At 56.5% G+C, this 25,270-nt stretch carries 23 protein-coding genes and 1 tRNA gene; 9 read left to right on the forward strand and 15 right to left on the reverse strand.

Annotated elements, in window-relative coordinates:
* Positions 1-101 precede the first annotated feature (101 nt).
* From RUE5091_RS05155 to RUE5091_RS05205, 10 genes are all read right to left on the reverse strand, one after another.
* Positions 102-899 (reverse strand): carbohydrate ABC transporter permease, encoded by a 798-nt coding sequence (locus RUE5091_RS05155; RefSeq protein WP_058280831.1) that lies wholly within the window; start codon positions 897-899, stop codon positions 102-104.
* Positions 896-1,759 carry a carbohydrate ABC transporter permease gene (locus tag RUE5091_RS05160; RefSeq protein WP_058280832.1) on the reverse strand — a complete coding sequence of 288 codons (864 nt, stop codon included), beginning with the start codon at positions 1,757-1,759 and terminating at the stop codon, positions 896-898. The genes RUE5091_RS05155 and RUE5091_RS05160 overlap by 4 nt, the downstream gene beginning before the upstream one ends.
* Positions 1,756-2,832, reverse strand: a complete 1,077-nt coding sequence (locus tag RUE5091_RS05165; RefSeq protein ID WP_058280833.1) for an ABC transporter ATP-binding protein — start codon at positions 2,830-2,832, stop codon at positions 1,756-1,758. The genes RUE5091_RS05160 and RUE5091_RS05165 overlap by 4 nt, the downstream gene beginning before the upstream one ends.
* Position 2,833: 1 nt before the next feature.
* Positions 2,834-3,883 (reverse strand): ABC transporter ATP-binding protein, encoded by a 1,050-nt coding sequence (locus tag RUE5091_RS05170; RefSeq protein WP_058280834.1) that lies wholly within the window; start codon positions 3,881-3,883, stop codon positions 2,834-2,836.
* An 83-nt stretch (positions 3,884-3,966) separates the two neighbouring features.
* The gene (locus RUE5091_RS05175; protein WP_058280835.1) at positions 3,967-5,706 is read right to left on the reverse strand and encodes an ABC transporter substrate-binding protein; all 1,740 of its coding nucleotides are present in this window, start codon (positions 5,704-5,706) and stop codon (positions 3,967-3,969) included.
* Between the two features lie 506 nt (positions 5,707-6,212).
* Positions 6,213-6,287: transfer RNA gene (locus tag RUE5091_RS05185), tRNA-Glu, on the reverse strand.
* A 98-nt stretch (positions 6,288-6,385) separates the two neighbouring features.
* Positions 6,386-8,128: a single-stranded-DNA-specific exonuclease RecJ gene (gene recJ, locus RUE5091_RS05190; protein ID WP_058280837.1), complete on the reverse strand. Its 1,743-nt coding sequence runs from the start codon at positions 8,126-8,128 to the stop codon at positions 6,386-6,388.
* A 91-nt stretch (positions 8,129-8,219) separates the two neighbouring features.
* Positions 8,220-9,203, reverse strand: a complete 984-nt coding sequence (glpX, locus tag RUE5091_RS05195; protein ID WP_058280838.1) for a class II fructose-bisphosphatase — start codon at positions 9,201-9,203, stop codon at positions 8,220-8,222.
* Positions 9,204-9,272: 69 nt separating this feature from the next.
* A complete protein-coding gene (locus RUE5091_RS05200; protein ID WP_058280839.1) occupies positions 9,273-10,559 on the reverse strand; it encodes a homoserine dehydrogenase in 1,287 nt (428 codons plus the stop codon).
* A 126-nt stretch (positions 10,560-10,685) separates the two neighbouring features.
* On the reverse strand, positions 10,686-10,934 hold the full coding sequence (locus RUE5091_RS05205) for a hypothetical protein (RefSeq protein ID WP_058280840.1): 249 nt from the start codon (positions 10,932-10,934) through the stop codon (positions 10,686-10,688).
* A 99-nt stretch (positions 10,935-11,033) separates the two neighbouring features.
* Here RUE5091_RS05205 and RUE5091_RS05210 point away from each other — a divergent pair, with 99 nt between their 5' ends.
* Complete coding sequence (locus RUE5091_RS05210) at positions 11,034-11,621, forward strand: TetR/AcrR family transcriptional regulator (RefSeq protein ID WP_058280841.1); 588 nt, start codon at positions 11,034-11,036, stop codon at positions 11,619-11,621.
* Here RUE5091_RS05210 and RUE5091_RS05215 read toward each other — a convergent pair.
* Positions 11,618-12,529 (reverse strand): pirin family protein, encoded by a 912-nt coding sequence (locus tag RUE5091_RS05215; protein WP_058281097.1) that lies wholly within the window; start codon positions 12,527-12,529, stop codon positions 11,618-11,620. The genes RUE5091_RS05210 and RUE5091_RS05215 overlap by 4 nt on opposite strands.
* Positions 12,530-12,676: 147 nt before the next feature.
* Between RUE5091_RS05215 and RUE5091_RS05220 the strand changes: the two genes are divergently transcribed.
* A complete protein-coding gene (locus RUE5091_RS05220; RefSeq protein WP_058280842.1) occupies positions 12,677-13,168 on the forward strand; it encodes a hypothetical protein in 492 nt (163 codons plus the stop codon).
* Here RUE5091_RS05220 and RUE5091_RS05225 read toward each other — a convergent pair.
* The 3 genes from RUE5091_RS05225 to RUE5091_RS05235 are packed head-to-tail and all read right to left on the reverse strand — an operon-like array spanning position 13,131 to position 15,920.
* A complete protein-coding gene (locus RUE5091_RS05225; protein WP_058280843.1) occupies positions 13,131-13,709 on the reverse strand; it encodes a TadE/TadG family type IV pilus assembly protein in 579 nt (192 codons plus the stop codon). The two genes, RUE5091_RS05220 and RUE5091_RS05225, sit on opposite strands and share 38 nt — an antisense overlap.
* A gap of 4 nt (positions 13,710-13,713) precedes the next feature.
* Positions 13,714-14,244: a TadE/TadG family type IV pilus assembly protein gene (locus tag RUE5091_RS05230; protein ID WP_058280844.1), complete on the reverse strand. Its 531-nt coding sequence runs from the start codon at positions 14,242-14,244 to the stop codon at positions 13,714-13,716.
* Positions 14,241-15,920, reverse strand: coding sequence for a pilus assembly protein (locus RUE5091_RS05235; RefSeq protein WP_058280845.1), 1,680 nt, complete (start codon positions 15,918-15,920; stop codon positions 14,241-14,243). Before RUE5091_RS05235 ends, RUE5091_RS05230 begins: the two co-directional genes overlap by 4 nt.
* 327 nt (positions 15,921-16,247) lie before the next feature.
* Here RUE5091_RS05235 and RUE5091_RS05240 point away from each other — a divergent pair, with 327 nt between their 5' ends.
* The 4 genes from RUE5091_RS05240 (at position 16,248) to rpoD (ending at position 22,255) form a co-directional block, all read left to right on the forward strand.
* The gene (locus RUE5091_RS05240) at positions 16,248-17,678 is read left to right on the forward strand and encodes a Glu/Leu/Phe/Val family dehydrogenase (RefSeq protein WP_058280846.1); all 1,431 of its coding nucleotides are present in this window, start codon (positions 16,248-16,250) and stop codon (positions 17,676-17,678) included.
* Positions 17,679-17,827: 149 nt separating this feature from the next.
* Positions 17,828-18,124 carry a hypothetical protein gene (locus RUE5091_RS05245; RefSeq protein ID WP_058280847.1) on the forward strand — a complete coding sequence of 99 codons (297 nt, stop codon included), beginning with the start codon at positions 17,828-17,830 and terminating at the stop codon, positions 18,122-18,124.
* Between the two features lie 78 nt (positions 18,125-18,202).
* Positions 18,203-20,152 carry a DNA primase gene (gene dnaG / locus RUE5091_RS05250; protein WP_058280848.1) on the forward strand — a complete coding sequence of 650 codons (1,950 nt, stop codon included), beginning with the start codon at positions 18,203-18,205 and terminating at the stop codon, positions 20,150-20,152.
* 114 nt (positions 20,153-20,266) lie between these two features.
* Complete coding sequence (gene rpoD, locus RUE5091_RS05255; protein WP_058280849.1) at positions 20,267-22,255, forward strand: RNA polymerase sigma factor RpoD; 1,989 nt, start codon at positions 20,267-20,269, stop codon at positions 22,253-22,255.
* 187 nt (positions 22,256-22,442) lie between these two features.
* Here rpoD and RUE5091_RS05260 read toward each other — a convergent pair whose 3' ends face one another.
* The gene (locus RUE5091_RS05260) at positions 22,443-23,531 is read right to left on the reverse strand and encodes a helix-turn-helix domain-containing protein (RefSeq protein ID WP_243470717.1); all 1,089 of its coding nucleotides are present in this window, start codon (positions 23,529-23,531) and stop codon (positions 22,443-22,445) included.
* Positions 23,532-23,786: 255 nt separating this feature from the next.
* Between RUE5091_RS05260 and RUE5091_RS05265 the strand changes: the two genes are divergently transcribed.
* From RUE5091_RS05265 to RUE5091_RS05275, 3 genes are all read left to right on the forward strand, one after another.
* Complete coding sequence (locus RUE5091_RS05265) at positions 23,787-24,224, forward strand: thiol-disulfide oxidoreductase DCC family protein (RefSeq protein ID WP_058280850.1); 438 nt, start codon at positions 23,787-23,789, stop codon at positions 24,222-24,224.
* A complete protein-coding gene (locus tag RUE5091_RS05270) occupies positions 24,225-24,773 on the forward strand; it encodes a DUF4166 domain-containing protein (protein WP_058280851.1) in 549 nt (182 codons plus the stop codon).
* A gap of 72 nt (positions 24,774-24,845) precedes the next feature.
* Positions 24,846-25,253, forward strand: coding sequence for a hypothetical protein (locus tag RUE5091_RS05275; RefSeq protein ID WP_243470718.1), 408 nt, complete (start codon positions 24,846-24,848; stop codon positions 25,251-25,253).
* Positions 25,254-25,270: the final 17 nt, after the last annotated feature.

Here is a 25,270-nt window from a genome sequence, read left to right on the forward strand (position 1 = left end):
TTCCTCTTGCTGGCCGACATTGCCCCATCCAGCCTTTGCTTGGGCAAACGCCGTTGTGGGCAGGAAGGGAAGGGTGAGAAGAAGTTTACGCATATTGAACCTCACACACGTCCCATCGCGAAACCGCGCGCGATGTAGTTGCGGACAAACCAGATGACGATTGCACCGGGGATGATAGTTAGCGTACCGGCAGCGGCCAGCAGACCCAACTCATACCCCGCGCTGGAGGCTGTACGGGTCATCACGGCTGCGATGGGTTTGGCCTCGACTGCGGTCAGGGTTTTGGCCAGCAGCATTTCCACCCATGAAAACATGAAGCAGAAGAAGGCTGCGACGCCGACGCCCGCTTTGATATTGGGCAGGAAGATCGTCACGAAGAAACGCGGGAAGGAATAACCGTCGACATAGGCTGTCTCATCCAGCTCTTTCGGGATGCCACGCATGAATCCTTCCAGAATCCACACCGCCAGCGGCACGTTGAACAGCGTATGCGCCAGAGCCACGGCCAGATAAGTGTCGAACAGGTGGATCGACGAATAGAGCTGGAAGAATGGCAGCGCAAACACCGCAGCCGGTGCCATCCGGTTGGTCAGCAGCCAGAAGAACAGCTGCTTATCACCCAGGAACCGATAGCGCGAGAACGCATAGGCCGCAGGCAGAGCAACACAGACTGACAGCACCGTATTGATCGTCACATAGATGATCGAGTTGATGTAGCCCCAATACCATGTTGGATCGGTGAAGATCGTGATGTAATTCTCCAGTGTAAAGGTCTGGGGAAACAGCGAAAAGCCTGACAGAATCTCGTTCGTGGTCTTGAAGGACATCGCCACTAGCCAATAGATCGGCAGCATCAGGAACGCGATATAGAGGATCGGGATAAGGGACCGCTTCTTCATTGCGCGTCATCCTTTGTCATCAAAGTGTAGAAGACCCAGCTAACCAGCAACGTTATAGCGAAATAGATCAGGCTCATGGCGGCTGCAGGGCCAAGGTCGAATTGTCCCAGCGCGATCTTCACAAGGTCGATCGACAGAAGGGTGGTTGAGTTGCCGGGGCCACCGCCGGTCAGCACGAAGGGCTCGGTATAGATGTTGAAGCTGTCCATGAAGCGCAGGAGAACGGCGATGGTCAGAACCGTCTTCATCTTGGGCAGCTGGATATAGCGGAACACGGACCACGGGCTGGCACCGTCGATCTTGGCGGCCTGATAATATGCATCCGGGATCGATACGAGGCCCGCATAGCACAGCAGCACGACCAGTGACGTCCAGTGCCAGACATCCATGACGATGACCGTAATCCAGGCCGAAATCGGCTGTTGGGTCATGTCATAATTGATGCCCAGAACATCATTCAGGAAGTATCCCAGCAACCCGATCTTGGGCAGGGTGAAGATGTTCCACATCGAGCCGACCACGTTCCAAGGGATCAGCATGGGCAGGGCCATCAGCACCAGACAAACCGGCACCCAAAAGCCTTTGCGCGGCATCGAAAGGGCTACGATAATGCCCAGCGGCACCTCGATCAGCAGGATCAGGAAGGTAAAGAGGAACTGCCGACCGAGGGCTGCTTGGAACCGGTCCGAGCGCAGGATTTGTTCGAACCAACCCAGTCCTTCCCAGAAGAACTGGTTGTTTCCGAAGGTCTCCTGCACCGAGTAATTGACCACCGTCATCATCGGCACCAGCGCGTTAAACGCCACAAGTGCCAGGACTGGCAGGACAAAGAACCAGGCTTTTTGGTTTTCCGTTCTCATTGCGCCCGCTCCTGCGTTGCGATCCAGCCGTCACGATAGACGCGGGATTGTTCGGGTTTAAATTGCAGGAAGACCTCTGAGCCGGGTTCGGGCACGCTGTGTTCGGTCACGGCCTTGAGGGCCGTGTTGCCAACCATCGCGCTGACCACGAAATGACGGCCTATGTCCGAGACTTTAGTGACATGTGCCGGGATGCCCGTATCGCCAAAGCCGACATACTCAGGTCGGATGCCCAGATCGGTTCGACCTCCGTCACCATGGGTTGGGCCTTCCAGCATCACCTCGTGACCTTCGAATAAAGCGCGGTCGCCCTTGGCCTCGCAGGGCAGCACATTCATACCGGGCGAGCCGATGAAATGACCGACAAATGTATGCTGGGGGCGCTCGAACAGCTCAACCGGCGTGCCGATCTGCACCACTTCGCCGTCTTGCATCACGACGACTTCGTCGGCGAAAGTCAGCGCCTCGGTCTGGTCGTGGGTCACATAGATCATCGTGGCCTGCACGCGCTGATGCAGTTCTTTCAGCTTGGATCGCAGTTTCCATTTTAGATGCGGGTCGATCACGGTCAGCGGTTCGTCAAACATCACCGCGTTCACATCGTCACGAACCAGACCACGGCCCATCGAGATTTTCTGTTTGTTGTCCGGGCTTAGACCAGAGGCACGTGTGCCCAGCATATCCGCAACGTCCAGCATCTCGGCGATCTCATCGACGCGCCGCTTGATCGTCGCGGGATCAACGCCCCGGTTCTTTAGTGGGAATGCAAGATTTTCGCCAACAGTCATCGTGTCGTAGATCACCGGAAACTGGAACACCTGTGCGATGTTGCGCTGATCGGGGGGCAGGGTAGTGACATCTTGACCGTCGAACAGGATCTGCCCCTCAGACGGGGTCAAAAGCCCCGAGATGATGTTTAGCAGCGTGGACTTGCCACACCCGGAAGGGCCCAGCAACGCATAGGCACCGCCATCGCGCCAGGTCACGTCGATTTCCTTCAGTGCGTAGTCGTCCGGGCCTTTCGGTGCGGGCATATAGCTGTGTCGCAGGTTTGAAAGTTTGATTTGTGCCATGTCAGGCCACCCTTTTGCCGTCTTGGCCGAAATACCGGCAATGGGCCGGGTTCATGTAGAAACTGTGGTCTTCACCCACCTGATAGGGATGCACACCAGCGGCCAGAGAGACCCAGGCGTCCTCACCATGCTGAAAATGTGCGCTGGAATCCGAACCCGACAGTTCGGTTACGATCACACGGCCCGTTAGTTCCACATCCGCATCCGAGGTGCGGAACGGTGTCACGCGATGCGGGCGAACGGCGACGGCATAATCACCATCGGCCATGCCCGAGACGTTCCAGCGACCGCCACCCTCTAATTGTGCCATAGCGCCTATCACTTTGACCCGACCCACATTGATCGGCGGGTCCGAGAATACGCGCGCGGCGGCGATATTTTCCGGATTGCGGTAAATGTCGGCTGTAGGGCCGAACTGTGTGATGCGGCCGTCTTCCATCAGTGCAGTATAGCCGCCCAGCAGCAGCGCCTCTTCCGGTTCCGACGTCGCATAAACCACAACTGCGCCGCGTCCGGCGAACAGATCTGGCAGTTGCTCGCGCAGTTCTTCGCGCAGCTTGTAATCGAGGTTCGCCAGCGGTTCATCCAGAAACACGGCGCGGCTTTCCTTCGCGATGGCGCGGGCCAGCGCGGTACGTTGTTGCTGTCCGCCCGACAGCTCGTGCGGGCGACGGTGCAGCATCGGACGAAGCTGCAGCAGGTCGGCGGCCTCTTCCACACGGCCTTCAATCTCGGATTTCGCCATACCAGCCACGCGCAGGGGCGAAGCGATGTTGTCGAAAACACTCATATGTGGGTAGTTGACGAAAAATTGGTGTACTAGGCTGATTTGACGCTTTTGCGTGTTCAGCCGTGTCACATCCTGTCCATCCATCAGAACTTTGCCCGAGGCGATCGGGTCCAGCCCGGCCATCATCTTGATCAGAGAGGTCTTGCCCGAGCCCGTCGCGCCCAGCAGCACGTTGAAATGGCCCGTTTGCAGCGTCAGGTTGGTGGGTTTGATATGGATGACGTTGCCAACACGTTTGGTGGCATCTTGAAGTTCGATCATGTCCGTGAATTCCGGTCCTTCAGTGCATCGCACTGGTCTTTGGGGTGGGGATGCCTGAACCGGCACCCCCAGGTTTCAAAGGTTCACTGAGACTGCCAGCGCTGAACCAGTTCGTCATAGTTGACGGTCTGGCCTTGCGGCTTTTCGTTCTCAAGCTTGGCCTTTGGCGAACCCTCTTTTTCCAACCAGAAGGACGCGTCCTGCGGTTCGTTTAGGCGAGGACCACAGCCACCGTAGACACCGGCGCTTTCATCCGCGGCCTGCATGCGGGCCATGGTGATGTCCATCTCTTCGGCCAGACGGTCCATCGCCTCTTGCGGAGTAAACGCACCCGAGTTCACGTCACCGATCTGCTGCCACCAGATCTGGGCCAGCTTGGGATAGTCCGGAACGTTGATGCCGGTCGGCGACCATGCCACACGGTCGGGCGAGCGGTAGAACTCGACCAGACCACCCAGCTTGGGTGCGCGTTCGGTGAACGACTCGTGGTTGACCGAGCTGTCGCGGATGAAGGTCAGACCCACGTGGGACTTCTTCACGTCGACAGTCTTGGAGGTCACGAACTGAGCATAAAGCCAGGCCGCCTGAGCACGATCCGCTGGGGTCGATTTCAGGAAAGTCCATGACCCCACGTCCTGATAGCCAACTTTCTGGCCATCTTCCCAATAGGGACCATGCGGGCTGGGTGCCATCCGCCACAGCGGCGTGCCTTCGTCGTCCACGGTGTTATTGCCTTCGGACTTCGGCTTGACCATGTCGGCCGTAAAGGCAGTGTACCAGAAGATCTGCTGAGCCACGTTGCCCTGGCTGAGCGCCGGCAGCGACTGGTAGAAGTCGTAAGATGCCGCACCCGGAGGCGCATAGTTCCGCAGCCATTCGTCCCACTTACGGATCGCATAGACCGCAGCCGGACCGTTTGCAGCACCGCCGCGCGATACGGACGCACCGACAGGGTTGCAGGTACCCGCTTCCATGCGGATGCCCCATTCGTCGACGGGAATACCGTTCGGCTCACCCTTGTCGCCAGCACCAGCCATCGACAACCAGGCGTCGGTCATGCGCCAGCCGAGATCGGGCGCGCGCTTGCCGTAATCCATGTGGCCATAAATCGCCACACCGTCGACCTCTTTCACATCATTGGTGAAGAAATCCGCGATATCTTCGTATGCGGACCAGTTGACCGGAACGCCCAGATCATAGCCGTATTTCTCTTTGAACGCGGCTTTGTTGGCTTCGTCATCGAACCAGTCCTTGCGGAACCAATAGAGGTTCGCGAACTGCTGGTCAGGCAGTTGGTACAGCTTGCCATCTGGACCGGTGGTGAACTGAATGCCCATGAAGTCATCTAGATCCAGCGTCGGCGATGTCGCCGCCGCCCAGTCACCAGCCATCATGTCCGTCAGCGGATAGGCCAGTTGCAGGCGCGAGTGGGTGCCGATCAGGTCGCTGTCGTTGACATAGCCGTCATACAGGTTCCGACCGGTCTGCAACTGTGTCTGAACCGCCTGAACCACTTCGCCTTCGCCGAGGATCTGGTGGTTAACCTTGATGCCGGTGATTTCCTCGAACGCCTTGGTCAGGACCTCGGATTCGTAAGAGTGGGTCGGGATGCCTTCGGACAGGACGTTGATTTCCATGCCAGCATAAGGCTGTGCAGCTTCGATGAACCACTGCATTTCCGACATCTGTTCGTCTTTCGACAAGGTCGATGGCTGGAATTCGTCGTCGATCCAACGTTGTGCTGCGGCTTCGTCGGCCCAAACGGGACCGTGCCCCGCAATGACGGCAGCCGCCGCCACTGCGGAAAGTAGATGTCTCCGCATCTCTTTCCTCCCAAAAAATTATGGTTGTCCGGCGTTAACCGGATGACGGGTAGCATCAGCGATTTTCTGCGCGCGTGTCAAACTAAAATTTTAGTAAATAGATTTTTTGCCTGTTTCAAAGGCGGGTCTCATCCTCTTAGGCCTTCTCAGGTGCTCTTTTTAAGTCGTTGTTAAAATACCATAAAACCAATCTTCTGTCATGGCGGGGTTGCGTCAACTTTCGTTGGCGCAAAGGAATTTTTGGTGTCCGGAGTTCAGATGAGTTTTATGGCCGCCGGAGTATTTTCAGTGGCACCATCATGGTTGGGGCGATTAATGGTGGCCATGAATCTCAACCAAAGGTGATTGTGGTCAACCGGGAACGATATGGCCGTGCAAAGATTTGCGCAGTTCGTTTTCGGGTTAAAAAATTGCCTCTCTGCAGCAGAGATCATGCTGGAAACGCAATCTACCTGAAGGCAGATTTCAAAATCTGCGACAAGACAAGCGGTGCGAAAGAAAGGAAATGGTAGCCCGTAGGGGAATCGAACCCCTCTTTCCAGGTTGAAAACCTGGCGTCCTAACCGATAGACGAACGGGCCACGCTGGCTTGTGGAGGGCCTTTTACGGTTTACCTTGCACCCCCGCAAGCCGAAAAACGCAAGGCTGTGAAACTTTTTTACCGGGCTCGAAATCAGGCCTAATTTGCCTCTGCTGCGTCTTCGAGCCTGAGTTGTACGCTTTGGCGTCCGCCCCATGTGTTCACTTCCAACCGCCCTGCAAAATGAAAGCGTGCGCCACCGTGATTTGACAGCCTGTCGCCCATCGGACCGTCAAAGGCCCCAAAGGCAATGGCATCAAGGCCACCGCCAACTCCGTCGGACAAAGACAGTTTCAGATGGGATTCTCCGACGCGCTTGGCAAAGCGCACCTGCAGGTCGGGCAGGGCATATCGCGGGGCAGGGGCGCTGGCCCCGAACGGCCCGGCCTTTTCGATCTGTTCGATCAGATCAATGGTGGCTGCACCAGGCATCAAGGTGCCGTCCAGCTTCAGATCAGCCGGACCACCTTCGCCCGCGCCTTGTTTGGCCAGCAGTTCACTGAGACGCGCCATGGCTGGTTTCAGCTGGTCTCGCATCAAGGTTAGACCCGCCGCCATCTTGTGACCACCGCCCTTGACCAGCAACCCTTCGGCTGCAAGCCGTTGAATCGACGCGCCCAGATCAACGCCCGAGATCGAGCGGCCCGAGCCTTTGCCCTCATCCCCGTCAAAGCCGATGACAATCGCGGGGCGGTTGGCGTTTTCTTTCAGGCGTGAGGCTACGATGCCGACCACGCCAGGGTGCCAGCCCTCGCCAGCAGCCCAGACAAGCGGCGCGTCCAGACCGCGTTCCTCGGCCTGTTCCAATGCTGCGGCACGCACGGCATTTTCAATGTCGCGGCGCTCGGTGTTCAATTCATCCAGCCTTTGCGATAGCGCCTGCGCCTCATGCATCGAATCGGTGCTGAGCAACCGCGCGCCCAAGTCCGCCTGACCGATGCGCCCACCTGCGTTCACGCGTGGTCCCAACAGGAACCCCAGGTGATAACTGTTCGGCGCAGAGTCCATGCGCGCCACGTCAGACAGGGCCACCAGGCCCGGCCTCTGCCGTTGGGCCATAACCTTTAGCCCCTGACGCACAAGCGCCCGGTTCGCGCCGATCAAGGGGGCGACATCCGCCACGGTCGCCAGCGCTACAAGGTCCAACAGGCTGATCAGGTCAGGGCCTTTCGCGCCCGCCTCACGCAGTTGACGTCCGGCTTCGACCAACATCAGGAAAACGACGCCGGCGGCACAGAGATAGCCCAAATCGCCGCTTTCATCCTGCCGGTTCGGGTTCACCACGGCGACACAGTCGGGCAGGGTTTCGCCGCCCAAATGGTGATCCAACACGATCACATCCGCACCCTTGGCGGCTGCAATTGGCTCGTGGCTGAGCGTGCCGCAATCGACGCAGATGATCAGGTCATGCGTGGCGGCCAGTTCCTGCATGGCAGGTGCGTTGGGGCCATAGCCCTCATCAATCCTGTCGGGCACGTACAGGGTTGTCTGCAGGCCCATCTGCCGCAGCCACACCAGCAACAACGCTGCGGAACTGCCGCCATCCACGTCATAATCTGCGAACACGGCGATCTGCTGCTTGTTCCTGACCGCTGACAGGAACCGCATCGCGGCCTTCTCCATATCCTTCATGTCGCGCGGATCGGGCAGCAGTTCTTTCAGCTTGGGTTCTAGAAACCCAGAGGCCTCCATTGCGGGGACGCCGCGTCGCGCCAGAACTTGACACACAGCGCGGGGCAGGCCGGCTTGTTGGATCAGCATTTCGGTGGCCCGCTCGGTTTCGGCCGATGGCCCAACCCAGCGCCGCCCGCTCAATGACTGCTCAACCCCTAAAAAGCCCATGACCTGCCTTTCATATATCAAGGCCGGACCCTCTCGGACCCGGCCTCTTATTAGCTATCGATAACTCTGCCACTGGCAAAGGCGCAAGCCATCACGCCTTGTCGTGTGGCCACATCGGCGTGCGGTAAGACATGCGGCGAACCGAACCGGTTTTCGACCGCATCAGCAGGGTGGTGGTCTCAACCCAACCTGGCTCGCGCTTAATGCGCGGCAGCAGCGATCCACCGGTCACGCCGGTTGCGGCAAAGATCACGTCGGCGGTGACCATCTCGTCGCGGGAATACACGCGGTCCAGATCGGTAATGCCTGCTTTGGCAGCGCGGCCACGCTCGTCATCGTTGCGGAACAGCAGGCGGCCAAAGATCTGCCCACCCATGCATTTCAGTGCAGCAGCGGCCAGAACACCCTCAGGCGCGCCACCCGAACCCATATACATGTCGATACCGGTTGTTTCGCTTTCGGCGCAGTGCATGACACCGGCCACGTCACCATCGGTGATCAGCCGGATCGAGGCACCGGTTTCACGGACCTCAGCGATCATCGCTTCGTGACGGGGACGTTCCAGAATGCACACGGTGATATCTGCGGGCTTGCAATCCTTGGCCTTGGCCAAGGCTTCAACACGCTCGCGGGGCGACATGTCCAGATTAACCACACCTTCGGGATATCCCGGACCAATAGCCAGCTTATCCATATAGACGTCGGGCGCATGCAGCATTGATCCGCGCGGACCCATGGCGATCACGGTCAGCGCGTTCGGCATGTCTTTGGCGGTCAGAGTGGTGCCTTCCAGCGGGTCCAGCGCGATATCCACGCCGGGGCCGTTTCCGGTGCCGACCTCTTCACCGATAAACAGCATGGGCGCTTCGTCGCGCTCGCCTTCACCGATCACAACGACGCCTGCAATATCCAGCAGGTTCAGCTGTTCACGCATGGCGTTTACCGCCGCCTGATCGGCGGCCTTCTCATCGCCGCGGCCGACCAGTGAAGCCGAGGCCAGTGCGGCCTGTTCTGCGACCCGCGCAAGGCCCAGAGACAACAGGCGGTCGTTGAAATCAATCTTGGCAGCACTCATTTTCACTATCCTCAGGTCAGTATCGGCGTTTTCTTCGGCATAGCCTGCGTCTTAGGTAGGCCGCAAGGGTCAAACCTCTTCTATGCGCAGTGCAACAGGCTCTTCCGCGACCACATCTGTTTCCCGCAGCCCGTTCAGGGCAACGTCCAGCGTGGCGCGCGTGGTTTTGTGGGTGACGATCAGAACCGGAGCGGTGCTTTCGGTGTGCCCGTATTGGCGCATTCGGTCGATCGAAACACCTGCATCGCCCAGAATGGCCGCCACTTTGGCCAGCGCACCGGGTTTGTCGAACAGGGCAAGGCGCAGATAATAAGGGGCGGGCAGACCGGTCACGGCAGGTTTAGCATCTTGTAGAGATGCCGCCGGGCGGCCAAAGGTCGGGATTTGCAGCCCACGCGCCAGATCACAAACGTCGCCCATCACGGCGCTGGCCGTGGGGCCTTCGCCGGCCCCGGGGCCGCGCAGAACGACTTGTTCCACCGCGTCACCTTCAATCACCACCATGTTGGTGCCCCCTTCCAACTGCCCCAGGGGCGAGCTGCTGGGCACCAGGCAGGGCTGCATACGTTGTTCCAAACCGCGAGCTGAACGTTGTGCTACGCCCAGCAGTTTGATGCGATAGCCCATATCAGCCGCCTGATGAATGTCGTCTAGGCTGATGTGCTGAATGCCTTCGATTTGGATGCCATTGAAATTCGGCTTGGTGCCAAAAGCGATCGAGGACAGCAGGGCCAGCTTATGCGCCGCGTCGATGCCGCCTACGTCGAGGTTCGGATCGGCCTCAAGATAACCAAGCTGCGCGCATTCTTCGAATAGCGCGTTATAGCCCAGTTCCTGCGATTGCATGCGGGTCAGGATATAGTTGCAGGTGCCGTTCATCACGCCCATGACGCGGGTGATCTCATTCCCGGCCAGACCTTCGGTCAGCGATTTGATCACCGGGATACCGCCGGCAACGGCAGCTTCGAACCGGATCACGCGACCGGCAGCCTCGGCCATTTCGGCTAGTTCCTGACCATGGATCGCCAGCAGCGCTTTGTTGGCGGTCACTACGTCTTTGCCTGTGGCCAGCGCCGCCTCGACCGAGGCTTTGGCCGGACCGTTTTCACCGCCGATCAATTCGACGAACACGTCGATATCGTCGCGTTTTGCCAGCGCCACGGGGTCCGTTTCCCAGACATAGTCCGACAGGTTCACGTCGCGATCTTTGTTCGCATCGCGCGCCGAGACGGCGACAATCTCGACAGGTCGCCCCGTACGCGCCTGCAACAGATCCGCGTGGCGGCGGATGATCTTTACGACACCCACGCCAACTGTTCCCAAGCCCGCAATTCCCAGCCGCAGCGCCTGTGTCATCTCGTGGGTTCCTTTCCGCTCGAAATCTCGTGGTATCGGGCCTGTTGACCGTTCAGCGCTGCCTTAGCGGGTTCGGCGCTAGGGTGCAATGCGTCGTGGGTCCGGGTGGGGCTGAATCGCGGAGGCTCAATTAATTTCTGCGTTCTGGAGGTCTTCTGACTTTTCCTCAAGCGCCTCGCGTCGCGCGAGCAAGTCTTCTTCAACCTCGGCAGCCTCATTCACCGGATCAACCGGCGGGCCCAGGTTGTCCTGCAGCGTGATAAGCATGGGATAACGAGCTGATTTAAGCTCTGGCGGCTCGCTTCCTTCCAGTTCTGGGAAATCGGCGCAACCGGCGCAGGCAAGCATCAGGATCAGCAAGGTCAGGGGCTTCATGCAGAACCCTTTCAAGGACAACTGCACCCCTGATGCACCTTTTGGGGGCTTGGTTCAAGCGGGGTTCTATCTGAACAAACGTTCAGATACGGTGAGGGAATGGCACGCACGCAAGGTTCACATTCCGATATCACCGGCCCACGCATTCGCAAGGCGGCGTTGGCGTTGTTTGCCCGTCACGGCTACGCGGCTGTCTCGATGCGCCAGATCGCGTTCGAGGTCGGGGTGCAAGCCGGAGCGCTTTACAACTACACGCCCGACAAACAAAGCCTGCTCTACCGTCTGATGCACGAACACATGCAAGACTTACTGTCGGCCTATGACGAGCTTGAGCAGTCAGCTGATGCGTCCCAAGCATTGCGTCAATTCGTGGGGTTTCACATCCGCTTTCACCTGGAGCGACCGGATGAAGTGTTCATTGCCTATATGGAGTTGCGTAACCTGACGCCCGAAAATTTCTCGGAGATTGAAGCCTTGCGCCGCAAGTATGAAGACACGCTTGAGGCCATCCTGAGTAGGGGGCAAGAGGGTGGGGTGTTCGATATCGCGGACACCAAAATTGCTACTCTCGCCGTCATTGCCATGCTGAACGGGGTGATGACCTGGTATCGCGCGGGTGGGCGTCTGTCGCTGGATGAGGTCGAGCAGGTCTATTGGGACATTGTCCGCCGGTCGGTCTCGGCCTAATGCGCGGGTTGGATGAAAGTACCATTGCGCAGCTCTCGAAAAGCCTGTTCCAACTCAGACCGCGTATTCATGACAATTGGCCCGTGCCAGGCCACGGGTTCGGCAATCGGTGCACCTGAGATCAAAAGAAACCGCACGCCTTCAGGGCCAGCCTGTACCGTAATTTCATCCCCGGTGCCAAAACGAACCAGCGTTCGATTACCGGACATGTCGCGGATGTTCACCTCTTGACCGGCAACTTCCTTTTCCAGCAGGATGCCCGTCGGTTGTGATGCATCGGCAAAGGCGGCCTGACCTTCGAACACATATGCGAATGCACGGCGATAGGTGTCGATCCGCAAGGTTTTCTTGACGCCCGGGGGGATTTGAATGTCCAGATATTGCGGGTCGGCTGCGATCCCGTCGACCGGTCCGGTCTTGCCCCAGAACTCTCCTACAATCACACGGACTGTTGTGCCGTCATCGTCGATGACTTCCGGGATATCCTTGCTTTGTACGTCCTGATAACGCGGCGCGGTCATCTTCTGAGCCGAGGGCAGGTTGCCCCAAAGCTGGAACCCGTGCATCTGGCCTGCAGGATTGCCCTCGGGCATCTCCTGATGCAGGATCCCGGACCCGGCTGTCATCCACTGCACATCTCCGGCACCTAGCGTCCCGCTGTTGCCAAGCGAATCCGAGTGATCGACTGTGCCGGCCAGAACATAGGTGATTGTTTCGATGCCACGATGGGGATGCCATGGAAAACCCGCCTGATAATCCTGCGGGTGCTCATTGCGAAAGTCGTCGAACAGCAGGAAAGGGTCCAATTCCGACGGGTCTTGAAACCCGAACGCGCGATGCAGCTTAACGCCTGCGCCCTCAAGCGTGGGGGTAGAGCTGCGGGTTTCCAAAACTGGACGTAGGGACATTGTGGCCTCCAATAGCTTTGGCATCCATGTATGAATGGCGCGGGGTGGGTCAATCCGCAGAACAGAACGGATGATGTGCGGAAATCTACCCCTCTGTCCTTCCCTGTACAAAACCGTTAAACCCTGAGGAAAATATCGGGGAGTCACATGCAACAAGACGTTTTGGCCACCATTAAACCTTCAATCGCCAGACGTTGGTTGGGCACCGGAATGTTGGGCTGTGTCGGAGTACTTGTTCTGTATGTCGCGTTGTCGCATCCAACAGAACCGGTATGGCTGGTTTTTCTGCTTGCGGTTGGCGGCGCGTCTTTCTGGTTGGCCTACCGAATGTGGTTTGCGACCGATGATTCGATCGAATTGACGCAAACCGAACTTAGAACCGGGGCAGGTCAATTGATTGCCAGGGTCGAGGATATCGAAGGCATCGACCGAGGCGTCTTTGCGTTCAAACCGTCAAACGGGTTTCTTCTAAAGACAAGGGAAAGTACCGAAAACAGCTGGGCGCCTGGCTTATGGTGGCGTTTGGGGCGCAGAATAGGTGTCGGCGGCGTAACAACTGCCGCCGAAACCAAATTTATGTGCGAAATGCTGCAGGCGCTCGTTACGTCTGGCAGCCCTGAAGAGAAACATCCCCTCTGACGGGATCAAATCGTGGCCGCGTGAAGACATAGTTCTCGAACTGGTAGTCGGTATTGAGCCAGGCTGGCTTGACTGTCCATTCATAGTCATTTGAAGATTCGACTATGATCATGGGTTCAGCGTCTGCCATGGGCGGAAGTCTGTCGCGTAGTAATTCGATATTGCTGTCATTCCAAATTCCTGGAAATCCGCACGTTGTGGTCCAATCGACGAAATACTCGTCATTCTCAGCGTCATACGTGATGTGCGACACACGCAGTCTCATCTCTGCGGGACTGTCTACCATCCGTTGCATCAGTGTACGCATAGAGGTGATGTAAGTGTCGTTAATCAAGCCTTTCTCGCGAGAGATCAGATCGCTTACCGTGTATGCCGCTTTGATGTTCAGAGTACTTTGGCGAAAACCGTCAAAGAACGTGTAGGCCAGCGAAACCGTCATTACAAAGATCGGAAACATCAGCAGGGATTCCAGAGTGAGATTGCCGTTCTCACGCCGCGCTGACTTCTTCAGAAACTGTCGGACTCCAGATAAAAAACGCATTGGATCAAGGCTCCTGAACAAAAGCGGTGGTTGCAGACAGAGAGATCACGCCATCGTCACCCACCAAGGCGACCGCCATATCCGAACCCGGAAAAACAGGGTCAATTTGCGCGCAGGCGCGCAGGATCATCAGTTCATTTGCTGGACCGTTTGAGAATTCCCGAACTGGTTTTGCCGGCTCCGCGCGATCCGTACAGTCGGGCTCCTCAGGAAGAGTCACACCGGTAAACGCACTCTGACGGATCATTTCGAGTTGCAAGTTGCTTGTGCAATCCTCGATCACGAGTGACCTGTCGCAAATTGCATCCTTGATCTGATCGTGCGTTGGCCCAGATCCGGTTCCAAGGCGAATATCACGGACAACAATATCGACAGCACGTTCCAGCATAACCTGCTTTACAGAAATCAATGCGTATTCTACCGCGCACAATATGACGACGAGGTACAGGGGGAACAGGACAACAAACTCAACCGCCAGCCCCCCTTTCTCGGATCGTCTGAACCGAATGAACTTTTTCAGAAAACTACAGGTCATTGTGTCAGCTTCAGTTGTTTGATCGATGCAGCGATGGATTCAAACACCTGGTCTAGCGACAAGTTGGTGCTGCCCAAAGATCCATCGCTGTTGACTGCATAAACTTTGCCAGCGCTGCTGGCGCAATCCTCAATGGTGGTTACGCCGACTGCAGGTGCTTCGAAGGCAATACCGTATACGACCACGCCCTTTTTCTTTGCTTCTGCGCAGATATTAGAGGTGCGAGTGTTCTTTGTGGACGAACCAACAGAGTTGTAAGCGTTCCAGTACCAGTTGTTGATGTTGTTATTTTGCCAGTCATAGTTGTTCTCGGCGTTCCAGCGCAGCGAGGTACGGTTAAACAACTCGGGGTAAGTCAGACGATTGGCCTCGCCGGGCTCCTGATAGCCGTAGGGGTGGTTCCGAAATGTATCTTGCCGGGTCCAATAAAACCAAGGCGATTCATCTGGATCCGAAACTCTGACGCTATATTCACCTACTTGTTCACCATCCACCGTGTATTCTGTGTTGAACCACACATCAGAATTTCCATCGCGCAAATCATCATCCAGCCGATATTGCGATGTGTTTTCACCGTCGGTAAAGACGATCAGGATCTTTTCAACATCGTCTTCATAGTTTTTCGGGCGGTCACCGAAAGTTTGGGGGACAATCGTTTCGATCGCACCCGGGCTAACCCCCTCCCGCGACAACTGACCTATGATCCCTCTAAATTCAGGGTCCAGCAATGCCATGCCCCATTTCACGCCAATGTCGATTGAGGTATTGCCTTGCGCGGTCAAGTCGTCGATCTGCTCATGCAACTTGTCAATATCGTTTGTATGAGCCGTGATTTCACTACCTGCACGCGTCGCGCAGGTTAGAAATCTGGGTGCCTCCCACTGCGTGCCGTTGGTTCGGTACCGATCAAAGTGGGCCGTGCGCTGAAATGAAGCGTCTGGATCCAATACTGCTGTCTGGAAATCTGAACCGCGGAAGTTCAGGCAGTGGGAATAGGCGTGTTCCGCTGTCACGTTGGTAAACTTATCCAGAATATCTGCACCTGCGTTGACCTGGGTGGCATAAGGGATGATCGAAATAGAAATCTTATCGGGGTTTTCCTTTTCGTACATCGTGGTCACGAAGTTTTTTGCCGCTTCCTGCAGAACTTCCATTTTGGTTTTGCCCGGCGTGGCCGAGGCCCTGCCCATCGAACCGGACATATCCAGAACCAGAGAAATTTCGACAGAACCAACAGATTCCTCTGCGGTGCTGGTGACCGCAGCCGTCAGGGTATCAATGCCGACCCATTTCATGAAATTGGTTGTGACGATTTTGTCGGATGTCGCGACCACTCTCCGAGAGCCGATACCTTCAAAGACCTGAATTTCGTAGTTGATGTCGCTCAACCCGGATTTTTGAATATATTCCTCTGCCACCACTTTGGCGGGAATTTCGACTTGATCCAAGTTAGCGGCGGCAAGAACTGCGCGATCCAAGGTTGCTTGCATCGAGGCGCGTTCACGCTCAAATTTCATAATGTCGACGCCCATACCGGTTGTCGCAAACATCATGAAAAGGCCGATAATCACGAACAGTGTGAAAACCGCACCATCTTCATCTTTGGCGAAATGGCGTGTGGCAGGCGCCATTTTCTCAGATTTCTTTAAGCCGCTTTGAAAAATGCGCTTCTTCATATTGAGGACCTCGCTGAGCAGACACCCAAACTGCTAAAGGAATATTAACTCATCATTAATAAAGCCGAATCGTGGCGGGATTTGGGCGAAAAAGCTTCTGATTTGCCTAGTTTGCATGCAAAGGAGGGATAATTTACGGACAGCGGGCGCCTCTGTTTTCGAATGGGCGACAATATCGAGATGGCAAGCCAAATTCAGCGACTCAGCGTTCATTACAGAACTTTTGATATGTTTTTCGAGTTTTATTTCTGCTTAATTATTGATCGTTTACCCAATGGGTGCGACAAAACGGCAGAGGGCAATTCGTTCGCCGGCATGGAGGAATAAATGACGGCTATAAAAGAACCCAGTTTTCGCGAAAGTGTAGACCTTATGTTCAACAGGGCGGCGTCCCTGATGGATTTACCCCCGGGGCTGGAGGAAAAAATTCGCGTCTGTAACGCGACCTATACTGTGAGATTCGGTGTGCGACTGCGGGGTGATATTCATACTTTCACCGGCTATCGGTCGGTTCACTCCGAACATATGGAGCCGGTCAAGGGCGGTATTCGATACGCTCTGGCTGTAAACCAGGACGAAGTTGAAGCCCTAGCGGCACTGATGACCTATAAATGTGCGCTGGTGGAAACTCCCTTTGGTGGCTCAAAAGGTGGTTTGTGCATTGATCCCCGGCAATATGAAGAGCACGAGCTAGAGCAGATCACACGTCGCTTTGCCTATGAACTGGCCAAGCGCGACTTGATCAACCCGTCTCAGAACGTGCCTGCGCCTGATATGGGTACGGGCGAGCGTGAGATGGCGTGGATTTCGGACCAATACGCTCGGATGAACACAACCGACATCAACTCGCGCGCTTGTGTGACGGGCAAGCCGCTGAATGCAGGTGGTATCGCCGGTCGTGTTGAGGCAACCGGACGGGGCATCCAATACGCGTTGCGCGAATTCTTCCGGCATCCTGAGGATATGCAAAAGGCAGGCCTGACCGGCAAGCTGGACGGCAAGCGCGTTGTCGTGCAGGGGTTGGGCAACGTGGGATACCATGCGGCAAAGTTTCTGAGCGAAGAGGATGGTGCTCGCATCGTCGGCATCATCGAATGGGATGGCGCGCTTTGTAACCCTGACGGGATTGATGTTGAATCGGTGCGCCAGTGGATTGTGAAGCACGGGGGTGTAAGTGATTATCCAGACGCGACGCATTCAGCCGAAGGCGGCGAGGTTCTGGAGGCGGAATGTGACATTCTCGTTCCAGCGGCCCTTGAAGGCGTCATCAACCTGTCGAACGCCGAGCGGATCAAAGCACCTTTGATCATTGAGGCTGCGAATGGTCCAGTGACCGCAGGTGCGGATGAAATCCTGCGCAAGAAGGGCGTCGTGATTATCCCCGACATGTATGCGAATGCCGGTGGTGTGACGGTTTCTTACTTTGAGTGGGTGAAGAACCTCAGCCATATCCGTTTTGGCCGGATGCAGCGTCGTCAGGAAGAAGCGCGGCATGAGTTGATCGTCAGCGAGCTGGAACGGCTGGACCGTTATCTGGATGATGCGTGGTCGATGTCTCCGAACTTCAAGGCCAAATACCTTCGCGGTGCGGATGAGCTGGAGTTGGTACGTTCGGGTCTCGATGACACGATGCGAATTGCTTACCAGTCCATGCGTGAAGTCTGGCACAGCCGTGACGACGTCGAGGATTTGCGGACGGCTGCGTACATCGTGGCCATTGATCGCGTCTCGAAAAGCTACCGCGCCAAAGGGCTTTAATTTTGCGCTTTGCAGGGGCGGTCGGACCACGGTCCGACCGCCCCTGTTGCTGTTTGGCCTAAATTGGTATCACGCGGAGAAAAGGGCGATGGCAGGTGATTTGTTTGACGGGTAAACTTCCGCGAAAGAAACGATTCCGGGAGATTCCCATGTTGCGTACCGCCATCGCGACCCTTTTGTTGGCCACACCTCTGGCTGCTCAAGAAACCAAAGAACAAAGCTGCCAGTATCAGGGGGAAGTCGTTGCGGCGATCCAAAAAGCGCGACTGGACAGGGTCAAGGAACGTGACGTACCGCAAGCGGTGGCTGACACAAGTCCGACATGGCCCGAAAACTACAACGCGGCCATTCCGTTGATCACCCCTTGGGTTTACGAGCAAAAAATGCGCGATGTGCGCAAAAAGGACCTGGGCGCCGCTTGGTTAGAGCTGTGTCTGCAGCAATAATCCACAGCTAAGCGAATTCGCTGTGGATAAGCGCGCCATCCCCTTGGCGCGCGTTTGCATTTCTGGCAGGCTTGACAAATGTCACTGCCCCCCGGATTTCTGGATGAACTGCGTACCCGCCTCAGCCTGTCTCAGGTCGTTGGGCGCAAGGTCATGTGGGATGCGCGTAAGTCCAATCAGGGCAAGGGCGACATGTGGGCACCGTGCCCGTTCCATCATGAAAAGACCGCGTCCTTCCATGTCGACGACCAAAAAGGGTTCTACTACTGTTTTGGCTGCCATGCCAAAGGCGATGCGATTAGCTTTGTGAAAGAGACCGAGAATGTCTCGTTCATCGAAGCAGTCGAAATTCTGGCGCGCGAAGCCGGAATGCCGATGCCCGCACGCGACCCCAAGGCACAGGAGAAGCAGGATCGCCGCTCGCAATTGGCCGAGGTTATGGAGCAGGCAGCACAGTTCTTCCGCCTGCAGCTCAAGACTGGGGCAGGGGGCGCGGCGCTCGATTACTTGAACCGTCGCGGACTGGACGCGCAGGCCTTGGAGCGGTGGGAAATCGGCTTTGCCCCCGACGGTTGGCAGGCGCTGTGGGATCACCTACGGGGTAAGAATGTGGCCGAGGATCTGATCCTGGGCGCGGGTTTGGCCAAGCCATCGAACAAGGGCAAAAAGCCTTATGATACGTTCCGCAACCGGATCATGTTCCCGATCCGCGACCCGCGCGGGCGCTGTATCGCCTTTGGCGGTCGCGCGATGGACCCAAACGACAACGCCAAATATCTGAACTCGCCCGAGACCGATCTGTTCGACAAAGGGCGCAGCCTCTATAACCACGGCCCTGCGCGGCAATCGGCGGGCAAGGACCTGCCCTTGGTCGTGGCCGAAGGGTATATGGACGTCATCGCATTGGCCGAGGCCGGGTTTGGCGCCTCGGTTGCGCCGCTCGGCACTGCGATTACCGAACATCAGCTGCAACTTCTGTGGCGTATCTCGGACGAGCCGATCATCGCACTGGATGGCGATACGGCCGGTCTGCGGGCCGCCATGCGGGCGGTTGATCTGGCTCTGCCGCTGCTAGAGGCCGGTAAATCTTTGCGCTTTGCCCTGATGCCCGAAGGGAAAGACCCTGACGATCTGTTGCGCGCCGAAGGGGCAGGGGCCGTTCAGGCTGTGCTGGACGGGGCCATTCCGATGGTCAAACTTCTGTGGCAGCGCGAAACCGAAGGCAAGGTTTTTGACAGCCCGGAACGCAAGGCGGCGTTGGACAAGGTGCTGCGGGACAAGATCAAACTGATCCGCGACCCTTCGATCCGGTCCCATTACGGGCAAGAGATCAAGGATCTGCGCTGGCAATTGTTCCGCCCGCAGCGTCAATCGGGGAACCGCCAATGGCAACCACGTGGCAAGTGGCAACCGGCAAAACAGCCTGCAACGCCCGGTGCGCGGGCGTCGTTTTTGGCCTCATCCGAAGATGCAGAGATTCAGCTGCGCGAAGCGGCTATTCTGGCCATTGCTGCGCTGAACCCTGAAGTTGTCGTGCAGTTTGAGCATCAGTTGGAAGAGATGGAGTGCCGCGATCCCGACCATGCCGCCCTGCGCCATGCGATCTTGCGCCATGCGATTGACGATCCTGACAACCTGAAAGACCACATTGCCGAAACTTTGAGGCCTCAAGCCCTTGAAAACCTGCTGGCCCTTCGCCATGTCGCAGTAATCCCCTGTGTGTACAAACCAGGCGACGTTGAAAAGGCCGAGATGACTCTGGCCGAGGAACTCGCAAAGATCAAAGCGCTCCGGGGGTTGGATGCTGAGATTGCCGAAGCTGCAGAGGAACTGTCCGATCTGGCCGATGAGGCGTTGACGTACCGATTGGCGCAAGCTGCCGAAGAACGCAACCGCACAAGCCGCAGCCAGAACGAGGACAGGGCCGTTTTCGACATCGCCGACAATGGCGCGCGGATCAACCGCGACGAGAAAGATGCGTTCAAAGCAATCATGTCGGGCATCAATTTTGAACGGAAACGCCGGTGAAGTGGTGTTTTCGTAAGGCACTGGAAAAGAAAAGCAGGTAAACGGGTGGCCGAATCACTTCTACGCGCTAATGATTCGGTTGAAACGAATCACCCATCCCTGCAGGAGCATTGAATGGCCGCCAAGGATACGAACGAAGACCGCAAATCCGACGAGCAGGAACAGGAAATCTCGCTGGACATGAGTCAGGCTAACGTCAAGAAGATGATCGCCGAGGCCCGCGAGAAAGGTTACATCACCTACGACCAGCTCAACCAGGTGCTGCCGCCTGATCAGGTCAGCTCGGAACAGATCGAAGACGTTATGTCGATGCTGTCCGAAATGGGCATCAACATCATCGAAGATGAAGAGGCCGAAGAGGAAGAGAATAAAGGCTCTACCGAGCTGACCACCACGGAAAGCAACCGTGAGGTTGCGCTGTCTGGTGCTGCAGCTGAAAAACTGGACCGCACTGACGACCCAGTGCGCATGTATCTGCGCGAAATGGGCAGCGTCGAACTGCTGAGCCGTGAGGGTGAGATTGCCATCGCCAAGCGGATCGAAGCCGGTCGGAACACGATGATTGCCGGTTTGTGCGAAAGCCCGCTGACATTCCAGGCGATCACCATCTGGCACGACGAATTGCTGTCTGAAGACATTCTGCTGCGTGACGTCATCGATCTGGAGACCACGTTTGGCAACCAGATGGACGAAGAAGGCGATGTCGAAGAGCCTGTTGTCGACACCTCGGCCGTGCAAGCGGCAAAGCCTGCCAAGGACACCGGCCCGGAACTGGACGCGGACGGCAATCCGATCGCCAATGACGACGATGATGACGATGATGATCAGGCCAATATGTCGCTGGCCGCGATGGAAGCGGCCCTGAAAGATCAGGTGCTGACCACGCTCGAGCGGATTTCGACCGATTTCTCGATGTTGTCGGAAATGCAGGACAGCCGGATTTCCGCCACGCTGAACGAGGACGGTTCGTTCAGTGCAAAGGATGAAGAGACTTATCAAAAGCTTCGGGCAGAGATTGTTGAGCTGGTGAATGGTCTTCACTTGCACAATAACCGGATCGAGGCGCTGATTGACCAGCTCTACGGCATCAACCGCCGGGTCATGTCGCTGGACAGTGCGATGGTGAAACTGGCGGACCAAGCCCGCATCAACCGTCGCGAGTTTATCGACGCCTATCGCGGCCGCGAACTGGACCCGAACTGGCTGACCGAGATGGCCGAAAAGCCGGGCCGGGGCTGGCAGATGTTCATCGAACGCTCGACCGCCAAGGTCGAGGAGCTGCGCAATGATATGGCACAGGTCGGGCAGTATGTCGGTCTCGACATCCCTGAATTCCGCCGCATCGTGCAGCAGGTTCAAAAGGGTGAGAAAGAGGCGCGTCAGGCCAAGAAGGAAATGGTCGAGGCGAACCTGCGTCTGGTGATCTCGATTGCCAAAAAATACACGAACCGCGGCCTGCAATTCCTTGATCTTATTCAGGAAGGTAACATCGGCCTGATGAAGGCGGTGGACAAGTTCGAATACCGCCGTGGCTATAAGTTCTCGACCTATGCGACCTGGTGGATCCGTCAGGCGATCACGCGTTCGATCGCGGATCAGGCCCGCACGATCCGTATTCCGGTTCACATGATCGAGACGATCAACAAGCTGGTCCGGACCGGTCGTCAGATGCTGCACGAGATTGGCCGCGAGCCGACGCCGGAAGAACTGGCCGAAAAGCTGCAGATGCCGCTGGAGAAGGTCCGCAAGGTGATGAAAATCGCCAAAGAGCCGATCTCTCTCGAAACGCCGATTGGCGACGAGGAAGACAGCCAGTTGGGCGATTTCATCGAGGACAAGAATGCCGTGCTGCCGTTGGACAGTGCCATTCAGGAAAACCTCAAGGAAACGACCACACGGGTTCTGGCCTCGCTCACCCCACGTGAAGAACGGGTTCTGAGGATGCGTTTTGGCATCGGCATGAACACCGATCACACGCTGGAAGAGGTCGGTCAGCAGTTCAGCGTGACCCGCGAACGTATCCGTCAGATCGAAGCGAAGGCGCTGCGGAAGCTGAAACATCCCAGCCGGTCGCGTAAACTGCGATCCTTCCTGGATCAGTAATACAAAGGGCGTCTCGAATGAGGCGCCTTTTTTCTTTCTGCCCACGGGCTTTCACATTGTCCGCTTCAAAGATCAAATTGGCGAGAAGTCACAAGGCTAGATCCCTGCGCCTCCTTATATCCGCATTGTCCACTCATGGGACAGGCCGGGGCGAGGCTTTGCGGCTGATGACCCCCGGCCACTTGCATCAGGAACTATCCGGCAAATCCAGGCGACTGCGGAACGTGCTGGGGGCCTGACCGGTCCAGCGTTTGAAAGCAGTCGAAAAGGCTGGTTGGTCAGCATACCCCAGCGAATAGGCAATCTCGGACAGGGGCATATCGTTCGTGATGAAGGTTTGCGCCAAATCGCATCTGAGGTCGTCGACGATATCGCGATAACTGGCTCCTTCCTCTTTCAGCCGCCGGGTGAAGGTGCGCGGACTCATCCCCAAATTGGCGGCAGCCTCATCGGCGTGAATGACGGTGCCGGGCAGTGACCGAGTGATCAGCCCTTCGACCTGCGCCCTGAGTTTTTGCTTGGGTGAACGCCGCTCGGCAAGGACACGTTCCCCATATTCCAGAAGGTGCGCACGCAGGTTCGAATCGTAGGTCGGAACCGGTAAATTCAACGTGGATACGGCAAGAACGATTTCGAACCGTTCTGCGCCGAATACAACCGGAAATCCGGCAAGCTTTTGAAATTTATCTCTGTTTCCACCAACCTCATGCTGAAATCGTATCTCAATCGGATAGAAGTTTGATTGCGTCAGGGTCCGCATGCGAGCCAACCCGGCGAACATGAGAAACTCGGTCCGGCGATGATAGCGGGCAAAGCTGGCGTCCTTCCATTCGGCCTCAACAGTGGCAAAGTTTCCGGCAAGACGCAGCGTAAAGGCAATGGCTGGGTCGATGAACATGTGAAAGCGCGAGGTATTCTCGATCACCTGCCGAAGGTCGCGCGAGTACTTACTGATATAAGCGGTCAGGCTGGACGATGACGAAAACTGCAATCCGGTTTGCGCGGCGAAGGTGATATCGCCCAAGGTATCGCAGGCATAACGCGCGAACAGGGCCTCTTGATGGGCACTGCATGTTGTGGCCGATGCTGCAATTGATTCCCGGGTTAGCTCGCATTTTCCAAGGATGCGGTCGGAGGCTTGGGTGCCATTGGTTCGCTGATCAAGTGCTCTGGTCAAAAGCTGCAGGCGGGCGATATCAACTTCCATGGCTATTCCACCGTAAATTCCACCGGGTTCCACGCCAAAGCGGCGCATTGGGCGGTTTTTTGATCCCAAGTCGTGCTTCAATGTCTGGAATTCGAATGGTTTTGGCAGGCAAAAACAAGACCCAACGGCAGACATTGTGTAATTTCTGCCCGATGTCGGATTAGCACCTTTTTGGGGATGAGGTCAGAGCCCCGGTAAACTTACCAATACCGGCGGCTCCCCGGCACCTTCGAACGGCTGCGAAATGGATGGCCTCATGTCGCATTGCCCGGATTCGGCCAAGGTGAAAGAGTGGCGGCAGTTAACTGATCTGGCGCACCAAACATGCCGAATCTTGCCACAACCGAATTGATGGGCAGTCAGGATGCCATTGTTTTTGATGGTGAATGCGTCCTGTGTTCCGGGTTTTTTCAGTTTATGGCGGCACGGAATAAATCACAGCGTTTTAAGTTTGCGACTGCGCAATCGCCGGTGGGACAACGCCTGTATCAGGAACTTGGTCTGCCTACGCAAGATTTTGAAACAAATCTGGTTATCATAAATGGTAAAGTGCACCAGCGGCTGGATGCGTTTGCTGCGGCGATGAATGCGTTGCCGGGAATTTGGCCGGTCCTTTCAATTTGCAGGTTTCTGCCTGGATGGATTAAAGACCCGCTGTATCACGCTATTGCCCGCAACAGATACAAGATGTTTGGGCGTAACCCGACCTGTTTGATTCCAGATGCCGCGCTGCGAAACCGGTTTTTGCCCGAGGGGTTTTGAGTGGAACCTGATCCCTTTTTGCAAGCCCTGCCTGCCGGCGCAGACGTACCTTCAGCCTTGTATCTATTGCACACTAATCCCGGTCAATACGAAGGGCGGTGCAGCATTATCCGGGGCAGCGGGTGGATTATCAGGCTTGCTTTGCAGCTTGGGCGCTTTCCTCCTGATGCCGATGACATACCGGTAAAGGTCAAAATTGATTGTGCCGGTGACACCTGGCCGTGGGCGCGGGACTTTGACGGACACACGACTCGATCCCTACTGACATTTGATCACGGTACGGATTGTGTTCGTGAACAACTGGGCTGGCTGACCCTATGGCTGATGCCAGAAATCGACTCGGGGCGCATGATAATCCACATTCGCGGTCTGAGCATTTTCGGTGTTAGCTGCCCCACATTTTTCCTGCCGCGCTTGTCAACCGTAGAATGGCAGGACGAAACGGGGCAATTTCGCTTTGATGTATCAGCCGCAATGCCGGGGCTTGGGCAATTGATCTGTTATCGCGGCTGGCTGAAACCTGTTCACGGGCAGGCTTGCACCGGTTGAAGTCATCGTGAACCGACTTTGTTGGATTTCAGAGTAAACTTAATCAATACCTGCCTTGAGATAGGAAAGAGTATGGATATGAAAAAGGTTATGACTTATGCGGTGTTCGCCGCACTTGTGGCTAGCACACCAGTCTCGGCTTTCAATGGTCGTTTAGGATACCAATCGGTTGCTCTGAGCAATACGGTATTTGAAGTGATTCCGCGCGGACGCACTGATGTTGACGGATATTGGTGCGCAGCATCGGATTTTGCCCGCAGGACATTAGGTGCCGACTGGAAACAACGAATATATGTCAAGCGTGGCTATGGCCCTAGCGAGGCAACAGGCCGCAGAACGGCTGTACAGTTTTCTCTTACGGCACCTGAGGGCGCTCCGCAGCAAAGCAGCGGCATCATCACGGTTGGATTTCAGCCGGGATTCAGCATGTCCGTTTCGGCGGCAAATGGGCGATGCAACACGCGGCCCTTCGTTGACTAATGCATAGCTGAACATCG

The sequence above is a fragment of the Ruegeria denitrificans genome (assembly GCF_001458295.1).
Taxonomy (GTDB): Bacteria; Pseudomonadota; Alphaproteobacteria; order Rhodobacterales; family Rhodobacteraceae; genus Ruegeria; species Ruegeria denitrificans.

Bases quoted from the DNA above. Each gene is read 5' to 3' on its own strand.
- rpoD (WP_058280849.1), top strand. From the start codon at position 20,267: ATGGCCGCCAAGGATACGAACGAAGACCGCAAATCCGACGAGCAGGAA.
- RUE5091_RS05235 (WP_058280845.1), bottom strand. From the start codon at position 15,920: ATGAAGAAGCGCATTTTTCAAAGCGGCTTAAAGAAATCTGAGAAAATG.
- RUE5091_RS05205 (WP_058280840.1), bottom strand. From the start codon at position 10,934: ATGAAGCCCCTGACCTTGCTGATCCTGATGCTTGCCTGCGCCGGTTGC.
- RUE5091_RS05175 (WP_058280835.1), bottom strand. From the start codon at position 5,706: ATGCGGAGACATCTACTTTCCGCAGTGGCGGCGGCTGCCGTCATTGCG.
- RUE5091_RS05200 (WP_058280839.1), bottom strand. From the start codon at position 10,559: ATGACACAGGCGCTGCGGCTGGGAATTGCGGGCTTGGGAACAGTTGGC.
- RUE5091_RS05240 (WP_058280846.1), top strand. From the start codon at position 16,248: ATGACGGCTATAAAAGAACCCAGTTTTCGCGAAAGTGTAGACCTTATG.
- RUE5091_RS05230 (WP_058280844.1), bottom strand. From the start codon at position 14,244: ATGACCTGTAGTTTTCTGAAAAAGTTCATTCGGTTCAGACGATCCGAG.
- dnaG (WP_058280848.1), top strand. From the start codon at position 18,203: ATGTCACTGCCCCCCGGATTTCTGGATGAACTGCGTACCCGCCTCAGC.
- RUE5091_RS05160 (WP_058280832.1), bottom strand. From the start codon at position 1,759: ATGAGAACGGAAAACCAAAAAGCCTGGTTCTTTGTCCTGCCAGTCCTG.
- RUE5091_RS05245 (WP_058280847.1), top strand. From the start codon at position 17,828: ATGTTGCGTACCGCCATCGCGACCCTTTTGTTGGCCACACCTCTGGCT.
- RUE5091_RS05220 (WP_058280842.1), top strand. From the start codon at position 12,677: ATGCAACAAGACGTTTTGGCCACCATTAAACCTTCAATCGCCAGACGT.
- RUE5091_RS05215 (WP_058281097.1), bottom strand. From the start codon at position 12,529: ATGTCCCTACGTCCAGTTTTGGAAACCCGCAGCTCTACCCCCACGCTT.
- RUE5091_RS05155 (WP_058280831.1), bottom strand. From the start codon at position 899: ATGAAGAAGCGGTCCCTTATCCCGATCCTCTATATCGCGTTCCTGATG.
- glpX (WP_058280838.1), bottom strand. From the start codon at position 9,203: ATGAGTGCTGCCAAGATTGATTTCAACGACCGCCTGTTGTCTCTGGGC.
- RUE5091_RS05170 (WP_058280834.1), bottom strand. From the start codon at position 3,883: ATGATCGAACTTCAAGATGCCACCAAACGTGTTGGCAACGTCATCCAT.
- recJ (WP_058280837.1), bottom strand. From the start codon at position 8,128: ATGGGCTTTTTAGGGGTTGAGCAGTCATTGAGCGGGCGGCGCTGGGTT.
- RUE5091_RS05165 (WP_058280833.1), bottom strand. From the start codon at position 2,832: ATGGCACAAATCAAACTTTCAAACCTGCGACACAGCTATATGCCCGCA.
- RUE5091_RS05265 (WP_058280850.1), top strand. From the start codon at position 23,787: ATGCCGAATCTTGCCACAACCGAATTGATGGGCAGTCAGGATGCCATT.
- RUE5091_RS05225 (WP_058280843.1), bottom strand. From the start codon at position 13,709: ATGCGTTTTTTATCTGGAGTCCGACAGTTTCTGAAGAAGTCAGCGCGG.
- RUE5091_RS05210 (WP_058280841.1), top strand. From the start codon at position 11,034: ATGGCACGCACGCAAGGTTCACATTCCGATATCACCGGCCCACGCATT.
- RUE5091_RS05275 (WP_243470718.1), top strand. From the start codon at position 24,846: ATGGATATGAAAAAGGTTATGACTTATGCGGTGTTCGCCGCACTTGTG.